At 59.4% G+C, this 15709-nt stretch carries 16 protein-coding genes; 6 read left to right on the forward strand and 10 right to left on the reverse strand.

Annotated elements, in window-relative coordinates:
* The gene (locus ON14_RS00560; RefSeq protein WP_010202245.1) at window positions 1-663 is read right to left on the reverse strand and encodes an NADase-type glycan-binding domain-containing protein; all 663 of its coding nucleotides are present in this window, start codon (window positions 661-663) and stop codon (window positions 1-3) included.
* Between the two features lie 271 nt (window positions 664-934).
* Here ON14_RS00560 and ON14_RS00565 point away from each other — a divergent pair, with 271 nt between their 5' ends.
* From ON14_RS00565 to ON14_RS00580, 4 genes are all read left to right on the forward strand, one after another.
* Window positions 935-2074 carry a diaminopropionate ammonia-lyase gene (locus ON14_RS00565; protein ID WP_010202247.1) on the forward strand — a complete coding sequence of 380 codons (1140 nt, stop codon included), beginning with the start codon at window positions 935-937 and terminating at the stop codon, window positions 2072-2074.
* Between the two features lie 240 nt (window positions 2075-2314).
* Window positions 2315-3520, forward strand: coding sequence for an SHOCT domain-containing protein (locus ON14_RS00570; protein ID WP_010202249.1), 1206 nt, complete (start codon window positions 2315-2317; stop codon window positions 3518-3520).
* 6 nt (window positions 3521-3526) lie between these two features.
* On the forward strand, window positions 3527-4750 hold the full coding sequence (locus ON14_RS00575; RefSeq protein WP_237719638.1) for a TFIIB-type zinc ribbon-containing protein: 1224 nt from the start codon (window positions 3527-3529) through the stop codon (window positions 4748-4750).
* Between the two features lie 20 nt (window positions 4751-4770).
* Window positions 4771-5052, forward strand: a complete 282-nt coding sequence (locus ON14_RS00580; protein WP_141629900.1) for a growth/differentiation factor — start codon at window positions 4771-4773, stop codon at window positions 5050-5052.
* A gap of 44 nt (window positions 5053-5096) precedes the next feature.
* On the opposite strand, the gene ON14_RS00585 is transcribed toward ON14_RS00580, so the two are convergent.
* Window positions 5097-5579 (reverse strand): ATP-dependent zinc protease family protein, encoded by a 483-nt coding sequence (locus ON14_RS00585; RefSeq protein WP_039741425.1) that lies wholly within the window; start codon window positions 5577-5579, stop codon window positions 5097-5099.
* A 24-nt stretch (window positions 5580-5603) separates the two neighbouring features.
* Here ON14_RS00585 and ON14_RS00590 point away from each other — a divergent pair, with 24 nt between their 5' ends.
* Both ON14_RS00590 and ON14_RS00595 read left to right on the forward strand, forming a co-directional pair.
* On the forward strand, window positions 5604-6794 hold the full coding sequence (locus tag ON14_RS00590) for a RimK family alpha-L-glutamate ligase (RefSeq protein WP_010202255.1): 1191 nt from the start codon (window positions 5604-5606) through the stop codon (window positions 6792-6794).
* 2 nt (window positions 6795-6796) lie between these two features.
* Window positions 6797-7588: a M23 family metallopeptidase gene (locus ON14_RS00595; RefSeq protein ID WP_010202257.1), complete on the forward strand. Its 792-nt coding sequence runs from the start codon at window positions 6797-6799 to the stop codon at window positions 7586-7588.
* A gap of 79 nt (window positions 7589-7667) precedes the next feature.
* Here ON14_RS00595 and ON14_RS00600 read toward each other — a convergent pair whose 3' ends face one another.
* From ON14_RS00600 to ON14_RS00635, 8 genes are all read right to left on the reverse strand, one after another.
* A complete protein-coding gene (locus ON14_RS00600) occupies window positions 7668-8774 on the reverse strand; it encodes an ABC transporter permease (RefSeq protein WP_010202258.1) in 1107 nt (368 codons plus the stop codon).
* Window positions 8774-9655: an ABC transporter ATP-binding protein gene (locus tag ON14_RS00605; RefSeq protein WP_010202260.1), complete on the reverse strand. Its 882-nt coding sequence runs from the start codon at window positions 9653-9655 to the stop codon at window positions 8774-8776. Before ON14_RS00605 ends, ON14_RS00600 begins: the two co-directional genes overlap by 1 nt.
* Window positions 9656-9824: 169 nt before the next feature.
* Entirely contained in the window at window positions 9825-10520 is a 696-nt protein-coding gene (locus ON14_RS00610; protein WP_010202261.1) for a response regulator transcription factor, read from the reverse strand.
* Window positions 10504-11886: a sensor histidine kinase gene (locus ON14_RS00615; RefSeq protein ID WP_010202262.1), complete on the reverse strand. Its 1383-nt coding sequence runs from the start codon at window positions 11884-11886 to the stop codon at window positions 10504-10506. Before ON14_RS00615 ends, ON14_RS00610 begins: the two co-directional genes overlap by 17 nt.
* 43 nt (window positions 11887-11929) lie before the next feature.
* Entirely contained in the window at window positions 11930-12859 is a 930-nt protein-coding gene (locus ON14_RS00620) for an alpha/beta fold hydrolase (RefSeq protein WP_010202263.1), read from the reverse strand.
* Between the two features lie 69 nt (window positions 12860-12928).
* Entirely contained in the window at window positions 12929-13291 is a 363-nt protein-coding gene (locus tag ON14_RS00625; protein ID WP_010202264.1) for a rhodanese-like domain-containing protein, read from the reverse strand.
* 93 nt (window positions 13292-13384) lie between these two features.
* A complete protein-coding gene (locus ON14_RS00630; RefSeq protein WP_010202265.1) occupies window positions 13385-14173 on the reverse strand; it encodes a sulfite exporter TauE/SafE family protein in 789 nt (262 codons plus the stop codon).
* Between the two features lie 9 nt (window positions 14174-14182).
* Window positions 14183-15592: an MBL fold metallo-hydrolase gene (locus ON14_RS00635; protein ID WP_010202266.1), complete on the reverse strand. Its 1410-nt coding sequence runs from the start codon at window positions 15590-15592 to the stop codon at window positions 14183-14185.
* Window positions 15593-15709 lie beyond the last annotated feature (117 nt).

The raw sequence follows: 15709 nt of genomic DNA on the forward strand, positions 1-15709 counted from the left end.
CTAATTATTTGTCGCCCAAATCTCGACCTCACTGATCGATGTGTCTGACTCCTGCTGAGAATCTTGACCGGCTCTCGCCGTGCCAATCGTCAAGCGGATGCTCGCAGTGAGTCCTTTCGCGATATTGAGCGACTGGTATCCCGCGTAAAGTTCAAGCGGTTTCTCGGGGAGCACGGAATCTGTGGTTCCCGCATCGGTTACGACACTGAACTGACGAACTCGAGAGTTATGAAGATACAACTCTTGTGTTCTCGCGAATCCGTTAATTACGCACACCAATTGCACGTTGCGAGGCTCGGCGAGCGTAATGGTCAGATACTCGCCCTCGCCGTACTTGTTTTCGTCTGAATCGAGTTTGCCTTCGACCCAGGAGGTGCTCGAGTCACCGTCTATTGCACGCGAGGCTTCATAGGTAGCGCCCGCCTCTTCGCCATTCACGCTGGAGGCTTCCGCTGTCAGCTCTGAACGACTCACTAAGCGCAGGTCGCCAGGGTCATCACAACTTGGTTCCGTCAGAATGCTCTGAATTGTCGGAGTTATAAGGACTGATGCGGCACTTGCCAAACCGATTGTTAGTCCGGCCTTCCATAGTTCGTGCCACACCGCGGCTACATGGGTGCGCGCTGTGACGGCGATAATCGCCTTAGGCGTTTCCTGGACCATTAGTGCTCCATTGCTCAGCCCCCGGCTTCACCCTGTGACGCGTTCTGTACTGTGTTTGGCTCGGCCAACGGACCATGTCGACAGCACCGTGTAGGGGACGATACTCCCAGCCGTGCTTTAACGCATCAGAAATTTTTGTGCACCCCAACCACGTCACACGTGCGCTCGACAATCAGCCCTATCGCTCGCGCGTGCGGATGCGAGACGATGAAGTCTGCATGTGGGCTACTGCCCGAATCGCTGCAGTGCTTTTAGCGAGGGAAAGACGACAATGACCGTGAAACCAGTGGACTCCACAGCAGGTTGGTATGTGAATGCGGCGGCGCGTTCGTGGCGCACGAGTCCGCTAGATTCGACAATTCGTGAGTTTCACCGGTCGCTGCCCGGCTATGCGCCGACTCCGCTGGTTGCTGTGCCCGAGATCGCGGCGACGGTGAACATGGGGTCTGTGTTCGTGAAGGATGAATCGCAGCGGCTCGGGTTGCCAGCGTTTAAGATATTGGGGGCGTCGTATGCAATCTCGCGCGCTCTTTCTGCTCGATTGGATGCCGCCGATCGTGCTCTATCGCTCGAGGAGTTGCGTGATCGGCTGGGATCTTCCTCAAAGCTCTCGCTTGCTGCCGCGACCGACGGAAATCACGGCCGTGCAGTAGCGCACGTCGCGAACTTGCTCGGCCTGCCTGCCACCATCTATGTTCCCGACGGAGTCTCTCAAGCGGCAAAGCATGCAATTGTCGGGGAGGGCGCAACACTGTTCGTGCTCGACGTGCCCTATGACGATGTCGTGCAGCACGCCAAGAGTGTTTCGACCGGCGACGTTGTGCTGATTCAAGATACGGCGTGGAGCGGATATGAAGACATTCCGCAGTGGATCGTCGACGGCTACGACACGATGTTCGCCGAAATTGATGAGCAACTGCGGGAAGCAGGGATCGACCATGTCGATCTCGTCGTTGCTCCCTCGGGCGTTGGGTCATTTGCGCAGGCGGTCGTCGCACATTATCGTTCCACCGAACATGTTCCTGCAGTGCTCTCGGTTGAACCTGACACAGCTTCGTCAGTAACGAGCTCGTTGAACGCCGGACAGCTCACGTCGGTGTTCACCGCAGACACCATAATGACGGGCCTCAATTGCGGCACCGTTTCTGACCTTGCGTGGCCCATCCTGCAGGCTGGACTTGATGCATCCGTCACTGTTGCTGACTCCGACGCAGCGGATGCCGTGCGCGACCTTGCGCAGCAGGGCGTCGACTCTGGGCCGTGTGGTGCCTCGACCTTGGCGGGTGCCCGCGCCGTGCTCTCTCACCCTGATCGCCGGGCCGCGCTCGGACTCACGACCGAATCCGTGATCGTTCTTCTGAGCACTGAGGGTCGAGCCGCGAACCCGAAGGGCTTCGGTTCAACGATCTGAAAACCGACACCAGCACGCTCCGCACTTTGAGGTGCCCGAGCGCGAGGAGTCTGCGGTTATCGCAGGGACACCGTCAGCGCGACTAGACCACTCGCTCGCGATGGGAGTGGCCTACCCGATACGATGTTGAGAGATTGTCGCCCGCTGAAGTCTTTACCCCACAACGGCGCTGCCTACAGCGCCCGCGCGAGAGTTGTTCGATAGCGGCCGACCCAGCAACGAGTCGATGGGATTAGACGCATGGGATTCATCAAAGCTTTCGCAGGGGCGATCGGCGGAACGTTCGCAGACCAGTGGAAAGACTTCCTCACCCCGCCAGCTCATCTGGCTCCTACCGCAGCGATCTTCCCGGCGGTAACACAGGGCACGAACGCCGGTCGTGGATCGAATACGCAAGGTTCCGAGCACATCATCACTAACGGCAGCCGGATTGTGGTGCCCGAGGGTTATGGACTGATGACGTTCCAGGATGGACAACTCACCGGTTTTGTTGGTGAACCCGGTGGATTTATCTTCACCTCCGAGGATCAGAACGCCGAGTCATTCTTCGCCGGCGACGGAATCATCAGCTCCACGCTGAAAACGTCGTGGGAGCGCTTCAAATTTGGCGGCCAGCCTGGCTCCCAGCAGCTCGCGTTCTACGTCAATCTCAAAGAGATCCCCAACAACAAGTTCGGCACTCAGTCTGAGATCTACTGGGATGACGCCTATCTCGGTGCGCAAGTTGGCGCCATCACTCGCGGAAGCTACTCCCTCAAGATCGTCGATCCCATCCTCTTGGTGAAGAACTTTGTTCCCCTCACGTACCTTGGTCAGTCTCCCAAAGTCTTCGACTTCTCGGACCTCGACAATGACGCCGCAAGTCAACTCTTTAACGAAGTGGTCGGCTCCCTTGCCGCAGCCTTCTCGTACTACACGAATGACCCCAGCAAGGGAAACCGCATCGCGCGCATCCAGAGCGACGCGATCGGCTTCGCCCAGTCGCTGAGCGCGGCGGTGGATGATGGCTACCAGTGGACCAAGGACCGTGGACTCACCATCGAAAAGGTCGCTCTACAGTCCATCGAATATGACGAAGACACCCGTGCTCTGCTCAGCGATGTCAAGAAGGCGGATGCTCTCGGGGGTGCCCGTGGAAACTCGTTCATGCAGCAAGCTGCTGCCCGTGGCTTTGAAGCTGCCGGATCAAATGAAGGTGGCGGCGGGGGAGGAGCAGGCATGGCGTTCCTCGGAATGGGAATGAATGCGGCCGGTGGCGCCGCGGCAGGGTTCCAGCAACCCAATGCAGCTCCCCAACAGCCCACTGCGCCCGCCGCGGCACCGGCTGCTGCGCCCGCAGCTGACGACCCCATGGCAAAATTGCAACAATTCAAAACGATGCTTGACCAAGGTCTGATCACCGAAGCCGACTACGAGGCAGCTAAAGCTAAAGTTCTCGGACTGTAGCCGGTCATGCCGATGGACAATGTCGAGCCAGATGCTCACCAGCAGGCGAGCCCCCAGAACACGCCTGACGTGTTCCGCACTGATGAAGGGGCACAGGACGGACTTGCCAAGTGTGCCCGTTGTGGCGCGACCGAGATCTCGCTCAACGTGGCCACCGGAAATCTGCGCTGCGGTTTTTGTCGCTTCGAATGGGCAACCGAAAACGCGATTGAGGCTTTCAATCTCAATGGCGACATCAGTGGACTCACTGGGATTCTGGTCGGGTCGGGGTCAAGCGATATTGTTCCTTCGACCGAAGAAATTCTTACTTTCAAGTGCAGCGCTTGTGGTGCTGAGGTCGTTATCGACACCAACAACAGCACTCAGGCTCGCTGCCATTGGTGCCGCAACACCCTTTCGATGAACCAACAGGTCGCCAATGGTGCCGTTCCCGACATGATCCTGCCGTTTAGAGTCGAGAAGTCGACAGCAGTAGAAAAAATTGCAAGCTTCGTCGGCAAGCGCAAGTTCTTCGCGCACCCGAAATTTAGGGCAGAGTTCAACGCCGAGAACGTGATGGGCGTTTACCTCCCCTATATGGTCGTTGATATCAATGCTCACGCTCGATTGACGGGAGAGGGCGAACACCAGACTCGCTCATACACGGTCAAGGTCGGCGACAAAGAGCAACAACGCTACGACGCCGACGTCTACAACGTGGTGCGAGAGTTTGACATCCAGGTGAACGACCTCACTGTGGAATCGTCAAGCGATCGACTCGATCAGAACACTTCGCAGAACTCGAACAACATCATCAACACGATCATGCCGTTCGACGTTGAAAACTCAGTTCGATACGACTCAAACTATCTCGCAGGGTTCACTTCAGAACGTCGCGACAGCAACCTCGATCAGCTCTCTCCGATCGCGCATACACAGGCCGGCGACATCACACGTCATCGCGTCAATGATTCCCTCACGTTTTATGACCGCGGCGTACGGTGGACTGCCGAAGAAGTTGATGTGCGCGGTCAGCGCTGGGTTTCGGCCTATCTCCCGGTGTGGCTCTATAGCTACCAGCAGCGAAATTCGAGTGGGAAATCTTTCCTGCACTATGTTGCTGTAAATGCTCGGACAGGGGAGACGATGGGAAGCATCCCGTTGAACCAGAGCAAATTGTTACTCGTAGCGGGAGCCGTACAGCTTGTCGGTACTGTTATCGGCCTAGTGCTCGTGGTGGTGGGATTCTGATGGTGACAGATTTTGTTCGAATGGCGGAGAGCAGCCAGATCATTGCTGCCAGTTCTTCCGATGACGGATTTGGCGGCTTCGGACTCGTTTTTTTGCTTTCTGGCTTTATCTTCTATGCAGTGATCTATGTGCGGTATCGGAATGTTGACAAGCGGCACAATCACGAGTCCGAGACGGAATCGGCCATGTTCAACATGCAGGAAGCTAACGACTTCGTCGCCTCAAAGAGTGGACTCACTAATAGCAAGATCGACGGGGCGAACAACGATGTTGTGCGTGGTGCTCGACGAAAATTCTTCTAATCGGGTCTATTCGGTTCTGATCGGGTTTGGGCGTGTAAGGCCGATCAGCGACGTCCCTGATTGCGTCGACGAATAACACGCGGGGCTCGACCGCCGAGGAACGATTTGTCGGAATCGACGAGAAAGCCTTGGCTGAGAGCTTCGCGGCCAATGAGCATCCGGAATCCCATCTCGTCACGATTTGTGAGACTGGTTTCGGCAGCGACCGTGCGGCCGGCAAGCTCGACATCGATGGTCACGACGATGCGATCTTCACTGTGGCCAGAGGAACTGCGCACTGCGCGGCGGTCGTGAATGACGCGTTCGACGACGACGGAATCTGCATCCGAGTTCTGCCAAGGTTTTACGTGAAAACGAACCCATTCGTTGCCGTCGGCTCCCACATATTCTTCGATGTGGTCGGCGTGCAGGGCAGAACTCTGAGCGCCGCTGTCGATCTTTGCCTTGATCCACGGCACACCAATGCTCCGGAGGGCAACCCATTCACGCCAGCCCAGAATAGTGTTTGAATGGGTAGGTTCTATCACCCCCCTATCTTGGCAGGACCTCCGATGAAACTTGCTATTCTCTCGCGCGCCCCGCAGGCGTATTCCACAATACGACTGCAAGCAGCTGCGCAAGAACGTGGGCATCAGGTCCGGATTCTCAATACTCTGCGCTTCGCGATCGACCTCACGGGTGACGAACCTGACCTGCAATATCGTGGCAAGTTGCTCTCGGATTACGACGCCATCCTGCCGCGTATCGGCAATTCCATCACCTACTTCGGCACGGCTGTTGTTCGACAATTTGAACAAATGGATGTGTACACGCCTAACACTTCGAGCGGAATCACGAACTCGCGAGACAAGTTGCGGGCTACCCAAATTCTTTCTCGCCACGACATCGCTATGCCCGCCACCACGTTCGTGCACAATCGAGCTGATGTTGAGATGGCGATTGAGCGCGTTGGCGGTGCGCCGGTCGTCATCAAGTTGCTCGAAGGAACCCAGGGAATCGGTGTCATTTTGGCGCCAGATACTCAAGTCGCTAAAGCGATCATCGAGACGCTGCATTCAACGAAGCAGAACGTGCTGATTCAGAGCTTCATCTCTGAGAGCAAGGGCCGCGACATCCGCGCCCTCGTTGTTGGAGACCGCGTTGTTGCGGCGATGCGTCGGGTTGCCGTCGGTGATGAGTTCCGTTCTAACGTGCACCGTGGTGGCAACGTTGAAGCGGTGGAGCTCACGCCCGAATACCACCGTGCCGCCGTGAAGGCCGCACAAATCATGGGCTTGCGGGTTGCTGGCGTTGACATGTTGGAGGGCAAAGACGGCCCCCTCGTGATGGAGGTCAACTCGTCGCCAGGGCTTGAAGGCATTGAGCGCGCTACTGGGCTGGATGTCGCGGGCGCCATCATCGACTACATCGCCAACCAGGTGGCATTCCCCGAGATCGATGTGCGCCAACGCCTCAGCGTGTCGACTGGCTATGGCGTTGCTGAAATTGTTGTGGGCAGCGATGCGGATTTTGTGGGCAAGCAGCTGGGCGAATCGGGGCTTGGCGAGAAAGACATCTCGGTGCTGACGCTGCACCGTGGCTCGAGCGTCGTCCCGAACCCGAACCGTCGCACCGTCCTCGAAGCGAACGATCGCCTTCTCTGCTTTGGCAAGCTCGAAGAGATGCGCGCCATGATCCCGGCGCGTCGTCGCCGTCGCGCAAAGGTGCGCAAGTTGCCGCCGCAGCCTGTTGTTGAGGACTAGGAGTGGCGAGCGACCCTAACGGAATTGTGAACCGTCTCATCAGAGCGATTTATCGTGGGCGGGGCGTGTTGCTCTTCGTGTCGATTATCGCGATCTTTACGGGCACAATTGGTGCCCAGTTTGTTCCGTTTGTGCCTTTAATGAGGGTGCTATCGGTGCTGCCCGTGGTCGGCATTCTGGGAATGTTGCTCGTTCTCGCCGTGGTCATTCCCGGAGTGAAACTCCTGCCCCAGTGGCAACCACTGACGGTGACGCCACCGATCACCGGTCGGTGGATGGCGTTGAACAGTCCCGCGACGCGTGTGCCGAGCCACGGTGTTCGTGCCTACGGCCAGACGCATGCTGTTGATCTCGTTTTCGACCCCGAAGATCGTGTACGGCCTGAATTCGGCACGGGCATCGTGCTGCGTTATCCGACCGACTATCCGGCGTTTGGTGAGCCGGTGCGGGCCATGATCGACGGTGTCGTAGTGCGTGTCACTGACTCTCAGCGAGACCACCGCGCCCGTGCATCACTCGTTGGTTTCGGTTACATGATGGTCGAGGGCACGATTAGAGAGTTTGGCGGTCCGCGCTTCATCGTGGGAAATTACATCACGATCCGTGGCGACGACGGTGTGTTTGCTCTTGTTGCCCACGTGAAGCAGCGATCGGCGATCGTGCGTGTTGGCGACAGGGTCACGGCGGGTCAGACCATTGGCGCCTGCGGAAACTCAGGCAACTCCAGCGAGCCCCACGTGCACGCTCAACTGATGGATCGAGCCTCGCCCTGGACCGGGCACGAATGCCGATAGTTTTCGGATCCGTGACAGTCGACGAGGAATCAGAAGAGCGCGACGCGATGCCCGCGGACAATGAGCACATCACCGTCCGTTAGCCTTTGAGCGCTTGCGACCAGCTCACGCGGCTGCCGACCTTCAGTAGTGAGTTGTTGTAGATGCGGGCGCCGAGTAGGACGGCGAGCCCGGCGGTGATGAGCAGTAGCACCAGGGAGATCAAGGGCTCCCACCACGCCGCGGTGCCGAGGAAGAGCCGCATCGGCATTCCGACCGGCGCCGAGAACGGAACGTACGACATGATCGCGAGCGCAACCGGGTTGTCGTGGAGAAAGATAATCGCGAAGTACGGCAACATGATGAGCATTGTCACCGGAGTCATTGTTGATCCCAAGTCTTCTTGACGGGAAACCATCGCACCGACAGCGGCGAAAAGTGCGGCCAGAAGGATGAAGCCGATGATGAAGAATCCGACGAACCAGAGCAGTGGCGCGCCGAGCAGCGTAAGAAGCTCGGCCTGTCCTGTGACCGACAACCCCACTATGGCAAGCACCGCGATCGCGATGATCTGAGCGAAGGCCAGTAGCGAGTTGCCGATTACTTTTCCGGCCATGAGAGCCGAAACGGGCACTGCCGACATGAGAATTTCAACGATGCGTGTCTGTTTTTCTTCAACAACGCTCTGCGCAATCATTGGACCAAAGGTCATTCCCGAGGCGAAGAAGATGATGCCGAATCCAAAAGCAGCCAGATAGCTCAAAAGAAAACTTGTATCGCTGGGATCGAGCAACACAAGCTCCGGGCTTACGCTGAGTCCCTGCATGAGCGACGAAGGCGCTTCGCTCTCGGCGATAACGGTTACCGGGACCGTGGCGCCGTCCGCAGACGGAACGACCGCAGCCTCCACCGTTCCCGCGGTGACGAGGTCTTCAGCCTCTGCACGGTTCTCCACGATGGTAATTTCGAGCCCGTCGATGTTCGAGAGTTCAGATTCGAGTGAACTGACGACGGCCACCGGTGTGGTCGAGACGTTTTTCGACATGATTCCACCAGCGATTACGCCGCCGAGAACGAGCAGCAGAAGAATACCGGTAGTGATGAGAAAGCTTTTGGAACGCAGCCGGGTGGTGATTTCCCGTTCTGCCACGAGGGCAACAGATTGCGTGAAACTGGGGGAGCGGCGAGCAGTGGTGTTGGCGTTCATTAGATGACCTCTCGAAAGATTTGGGCGAGGGACGCGCGTTGCGGTGCGAATGAGGTGACGTCTCCATCACTCACAGCTCGTCGCAAAACTCGCTGTGCTGCGGCGGGCTCCACGGCATCGAAGGTGGCATGGCCGCCATCAAACTCGACCACGGTGATGTCGGGTTCGGCGCGCAACCACCCGAGGTCGGTGCTGCACTCGATCGCATAGCGCGGGGCGGAATGCTGAGCGCGCAGGGCTTCCCGTTCTCCGGATGCTCGGATGCTGCCCTCCGCAATGATCACAAGATCGTCGCACAGCCGTTCAACGATTTCGAGCTGGTGAGAGGAGAACAACACGGATGCTCCGGCCGCGGCCCGCTGTTTGAGAGCCTCCACCACGGTATCGACGGCGAGAGGATCGAGCCCCGAGAATGGCTCGTCGAGAACCAGCACCTCAGGATCGTGAACAAGTGACGCGGCGATTTGGGCACGCTGCTGGTTTCCGAGGGAGAGGCTCTCGAGGGTGGAATCGCGACGTTCACCGAGGCCAAGCTCCTCAAGCAGACTGTCGGCATTGCGACCGGCTGCAGCCGACGTGAACCCATGAAGCCGAGCGAGATACACGAGTTGTTCCCGAACCTTCATCTTCGGGTACAGTCCACGTTCCTCGGGCATATAGCCGAAGCGACGTCGCTGTTCTGCACCGAGAGGTTTGCCATCGAGGTGAATCTCGCCGGCATCCGAATTGAGGACGCCCAACAGGATGCGCATGGCCGTCGTTTTGCCGGCACCGTTGCCGCCGACGAAGCCCGTCATGCGGCCGTCACGCACCGCAAAGGTAACCCTGTTGAGGGCGGGGCGCGCCCCAAAACTCTTCGTGATGTTGTCGAGTTGGAGCACAAATACCGCCTTAGTTCGCAATGAATCTCTCTGCGAACAACGCTACGGGCAACAACGCCTGCGGAAATCAGTCTGCAGGTGGGTTTGTGCTCTCCACCCTGCGGGGGAGGTGAGAGCGAATGCGAGCCGCTGAGCCGCGCTAACACGCGTGGGCACGATCCGTAGCGAACTACCCCCGATTGCTGCTGGGCACAACGACGGCATTCTCGTAGGCGAAGACAATGGCCTGAATGCGATCGCGCAACCGCAGTTTATGGAGGATCTTCGAAACATGGGTCTTTACCGTCGCCTCGCCGACAAAGAGCGCACTGGCGATTTCGGCATTCGACAGTCCCTCGGCAACAAGAACGAGCACTTCGCGTTCGCGAGCGGTGAGGTCGGCCGTTGTTGCGGCATCCGGCTGAGGGGCCGAACGGCGATCGGCGCGAGTTAACCTCTGGAGAACCCGTCGAGTGACGGCGGGTGAGAGCAGTGCGTCACCACTCGCGAGGGTGCGAATTGCCGCTGCCAAATCGTCAGGCGAAGAGTTTTTTAGCAAGAAACCGCTCGCGCCGGCGTCGAGGGCATTGAAGAGGTGTTCCTCGTTGTCAAAGGTGGTGAGGATGAGCACTGCAGCATCGGCCGTTGGATCAGCAACGATCATCCGCGTGGCGTCAATTCCGTTGATTTCGGGCATCTGTACGTCCATGCAGATCACATCAGGATGAAGTTTGGCTGCCAGATCGACGGCTTCGCGACCGTTGCGCGCCTCTCCCACGATCTCAAAGTCGGGCTGCGCACTGAGGATCACCCGAAAGCCCGCCCGCACTAACTCGTGGTCGTCGGCGAGCAGAACCCGGATTGGTGAATCATTCATGCGCAGCATCTGCCTTTTCTCGCGCTGTGGGAAGTTCTGCGCGCACTAGATACCCGCCTCGCGACAGGGTGCGAAGTTCCAACGTTCCTCCGACGGCATTGACGCGTTCCGCCATGCCGATCAGACCGAGGCCAGTGGATGATCGTCTGCTCGCCGAGCGCCCCGTATTGCTGATTTCGATCTCGACGCTGTGCTCGCTCCACCGCAATCGCACATCCGCCGTACCCGCTGGGCCGGCATGTTTGCGCGCGTTGGTGAGGGCCTCTTGGGCAATCCGATAGAGGGTGACGGAGGTGGCGGCACTAATCGGATGCGCGTCGCCGAGTTCCTGAAATTGGGTCGGGAGTCCGGCTGCGCGACTGGAGTTAATGAGCTCCCTAATACTGTGGAGGCCCAAGGTCGATGCCGCAGCGGTGTCCGTCTCGCGAGCGTCGGCATCGCGCAGGGTGCCCAGCAGGCGGTGCATTTCATCGATTGCCTGCCGTGACCCGCTCTCAACGGCCTCAAGCGATTGGGAGGCAGCATCCGCATCCGTTCTCAGCACAGTGCGGGCTGCCGCCGCTTGCACTCCCATGATGGAGACGTGGTGGGCGACAACGTCATGCAGCTCGCGCGCAATTCGTAGTCGTTCGATCGTTACCGCTTGCGCCGCAATAAGTTCACGTTCGCGCACCAGCTCGAGTGAGCGTTCTTTGAGCGCTTGCCGTTCGAGTCGCGAATGGTAAGCGCGCTCCCCGAAATAGTAGGCGGCACCGAAGTAGAGAACGTTGGTCAGCAGTTGGATGACAAGGTACGCGAGAAGCGGGGAAAATGCTCCGGCCCGCGAAAGTCCGCTGAGCGCATCAGGATCTGTCGTCGAACGAGCGATAGCGATCGCGAGCCACACAAACATCGCGGCGATGATGATGACTCTGATGAGTGTTGCGATGCGACGACGGGGCTCCCAGACCCCTACCGAGTAGATACCGATAAAGAGCGCAATATTGTTGAAGGTGATCTCAGGAACCTGGATTGTTGCGCCAAAAATGAAGACGGCAGACACGATAATCGCTACGAGTACTGGCCACTTACGGCGGTAGAGCAGGGGCAGCGCGATTAGTGCCGCCCACACCAGAGTAAGCACCGGTTCGGCGGGTTCGTCATAGAACCCAGCGATGCGATAGAGAACGGTGCTCAACGCTGTGCCAACAAACAGACCGACCGCTAAAACGACATCCCAACGCCCCACCGGGACAATTGCGGCGTCGAGTGCTGCGGCATCCGGGGTTGCGGCGTCGAGTGCTGCGGCATCCGGGGTTGCGGCGTCGAGTGTTGGGGCATCCGGGGTTGCGGCGTCAGGGCGGGGCTCTGTCGCCGTATTGATTTCCGTGCGCATGCCCCTAGAGTAACCGGCGGGCTGCTCTGTTAGTCGCTGGCCTTCACGCCGCGACTAACGGCTGCGACGGACTAACTGTTTCGATGTGGGCAAAGTGCCCAGCCCGTGCGGCCACTTGCTGCTGAGCGTGCGGAAGCATGTTCGCAAACCAGGCATCATCGCGGTCACTCACAAATACGTCCCGTTTTCCTCGTACTAACGTGACGGGGCACTGAATTGTCGCCCACTGGTTTTCATCGTACTGACCGGCGGCCTGGGCACCGCGTACGAATGAACGCGGCCGCAGCTCGGATGCTAGCGAATCGATTACGGAGGCATCGATGTCATGCCAGTTCGCGAATAGTGGACTACTCAACGGGCCGAGCGCTCCCAAACGATGAAGGCCACGCACCAACCAGTTGCCCGCGGGGCCGATCGCTGAGAGGAAGCGCATTGCCCCCATCATTCCGGCCAACAAGGGAAGAACGGAGAAACGACGGAGCGGATGCCGCAGCACCGACAGCGCTCCCGGTCCGGTCGCAGAGATTCCCGTCACGCTGAGCGTGCGCTCCGGATACCGGGCCGCGAGGCTCAGCGCGAGGTGGCCGCCGAGTGAGTGACCGAACACATTCCAACGCGCAAAGCCCAGAGTTCTCGTGATGTGGGCGACGGCATCCACCATGTCTTCGACGGTTGTGCCGTCCTGAATGGTGCCGCTCTCTCCCCATCCGGGGAGGTCGACCGCAACGACGTTCTGCAGCGGTTCGCCAACATCGTGAGCGGCGCAGATGAGTGGCAGCCAGGTGGTCCAGGAACCAGCGGCACCGTGCAGCAACAGCGTTGCAGTGTCGGAAACGCCGACAGCGTTGGGGTTAACGTGCACAATGACATCGCCGAGCACGGTGGGCACGACCACGCGCGAAAAGCCCACGGTGGCGAGGTCGCTGGGGTCCCCGGCGCGGTAGCGGGTAGTGGAGGCGTGTGTCGAGTTCACACACGGTAGTTCGTAGCCCTCACGCCCGCAGTTTGCTCGCGATACCGCCACTAACCCGTATCACTCGCGCTACTGCACGACCTCAATCTGCGTTGCGGAGGCCGCATCGCCGATCGAGCCGAGATCAATTACATTCTCAAAGCCAGCGTCTTGCATCATTGCGACGGCCTGACCTGAGCGGTTGCCCGATTTGCAGTAGACCGCGTATTCAGCATCCGGGTCGAGAGTAGGAAGTGCTGCAGCAAATTGGCCACCCGTGAGGTCGAGCAGATTGGCGCCATCAAGGTGGCCTTGCGAATATTCTGCGGGAGTGCGCACGTCAATGAGGATGGTGTCAGCACTGAGTTCGATCGGATCGCTCGCTGCCGAGCATCCGGCGATCGACGCCAGTACGACGAGGGATCCGGCGAGAGCGGTGAGGGGACGAAACATTTTTTCTCCTTGTGAATCGAGTGGTTATTCGGATGCCCGGCAGGTATCGCCGGGGCAGTACTGGGGCGGTGTCGGCGTTGCCGGTACCAACGATCACCCTCCTGTCGCGAGGGGGATCAACTGCGGAATTTCTTGCACAAGGACGAAGGCACCAATGACGAGCACGAAGATTCCGAATCCTTTGCGCAGAGCAGTTTCGGGAATACGGCCAGCGAGGGCTGCGCCGACGAAGGAACCCGCGACGGCGATCGCCGTAAACGCGAGGATGGTGGGCCACGGCAGCTCAACAGTGAAAAGGTGAGCGGCTAGACCTGCCGACGACTGCATCGCGATGATGAGTAGGGAGGTGCCGATAGCGACAGCAACCGGGAGTCCGCCAAGAAGGGTTAGTGCGGGAACAATGAGGAATCCGCCTCCAGCGCCGACGAGCCCTGCGGCAATTCCCACGAAGAAGCCGTCGCGAATAATTCGAACGACGGGAAGCTTCGCCGGCTCGTCAACCGATCCGGCTGGCACCTTTCTGCGGCCGCGGATCATGGCGGTTGCGGTGGCAACCATCATTGCCGCGAAGAGAACCATGAGGATCGTGCCGGGGATGAAGCCTCCGACGATACCTCCGGTGAACGCGCCCGCCATCCCGGCGACACCGAAGATCAGGCCAGTGCGCCAGCGCACTCGACCGGCTCGGGCGTGATGAAACACGCTCACAGCGCTCGTGACTCCGACGACAAAGAGGGAGGCGGAGATTGCCTGCTGCGGCTCCATCCCGACGACGTAGGTCAGGATGGGCACAGTGAGAATCGAGCCGCCCCCGCCGAGCATCCCGAGGGAAACGCCCACGAGCACGGCGAGGAACAGCGCGATGATCAGATTCGGCTCCATGGTGGCGCGCTAGACCGCGGGTACGGCACCAGGGGTTGCGAGCCAACTGAGGTAGGAGCCGTCGAGTTCGGCAACGTGATAGCCAGCGCGACGTAGGGCACTCGCGGCCACGCTGTTACGCACTCCGCTCTGGCAGTACGTCACGATGGTCCCTTCCTTGGGCAGTTGGTCGAGCGACCATAGGACGCGGCCGCCGCTCAGCTGTTGGGCCCCGGGGATGTGGCCGTCGGCGAACTCTGTCTTGTTGCGAACGTCGAGGAGCATAACTCGGTCGACATCATCGAGCTCGGCAGGGGATACCAACTCGGGCACGACGAGGTTGAGGCCGTCGAGGGTACGAACGAATCCGCTGACGGTATCGATGCCGACCCGCACAAGGTGGTTGCGCAATTCCTCGGCGTGCGTGAGATCGCTTGCCAGCAGGATGACGGGGCGCGTCTCGGTCTCGGGGTTGTAGACCCAAGCACCGTAGCTTGCCGCTTTCTCGGGGCCGGGCACATTGAGTGATCGCGGCACTGTTCCACGGTGGACCTCGGCGTTGTTGCGAGTGTCGATGAGGATCGCGTTGTCAGCGTCGAGCGCCGCGGCGACCTCTTCGGTCGTGTACTCCTGTAGGTCAGCGACTGCGCCCATGACCTGCGGGCCCTGACGGTTCTGAATTTTCATTCGGGCGAAGTAGGCGTGTGCATCTGGTTGACCGTTGAGCAGCTCGTCGATGAAGCCCTGCTCGTCGTTGTTCGCGAGGTAGCGGCTCCACCACGCAAACGCACGTTCGTAGCCGACCGTAGTGGTCGGGATGGCGCCGAGTGCTTTTCCGCAGGCGCTTCCGGCACCGTGTGCCGGGAGCACCTGCACGTAGTCCGGAAGGCTGAGAAACCGGTCGCGCAGGCTCACGAAGATCTCTTTGGCGCCGTCAAAACGAGTATCGACACCGCCGGCTGCTTCATCGAGGAGGTCGGGGCGTCCAACGTCGCCAACGAAGACGAAGTCGCCACTGAGCATGAAGCCGGGAGCGTCCGCCTGAGCGCCGTCGGTCACGAGGAAGGAGAGGTGTTCGGGCGTGTGCCCGGGGGTGTGGACGGCCCGCAGCGTGATGTTGCCGAGGGAGATGGTGTGATTGTCCTTCATCCGCACCGCGCCATCGAAGGCGCTGCCGTAGGTCCAGTCGGGCCCACCTTCGTCGGATACGAAAATCTGCGCACCCGTGCGGGCGGCAAGTTCTCGCGTGCCCGACAGGTAATCAGCGTGAATGTGCGTTTCGGTGACGGCCGTGATGGTCATCCCGTTTTTGGCAGCGATTTCACGATAAATGTCGAGGTCGCGACGGGGGTCAACGACGATCGCTTCGCCCTTGGCTTGGCAACCGATGAAGTAGCTGGCCTGAGCGAGGTCGGTGTCATAAATGCGTTCGAGAAGCATTATTACTCCTTTGAGTGAAGGCTATGTCCGGGGGGAGGAAGGGGGGTAACGACGGTGTCGGGTCCCCAGCGCGACGAAGTAGCGGTGGTGCTGGGTTAGCGGTGGTGCTGAGTTAGC

Source organism: Salinibacterium sp. PAMC 21357 (assembly GCF_000247645.1).
Taxonomy (GTDB): Bacteria; Actinomycetota; Actinomycetes; order Actinomycetales; family Microbacteriaceae; genus Rhodoglobus.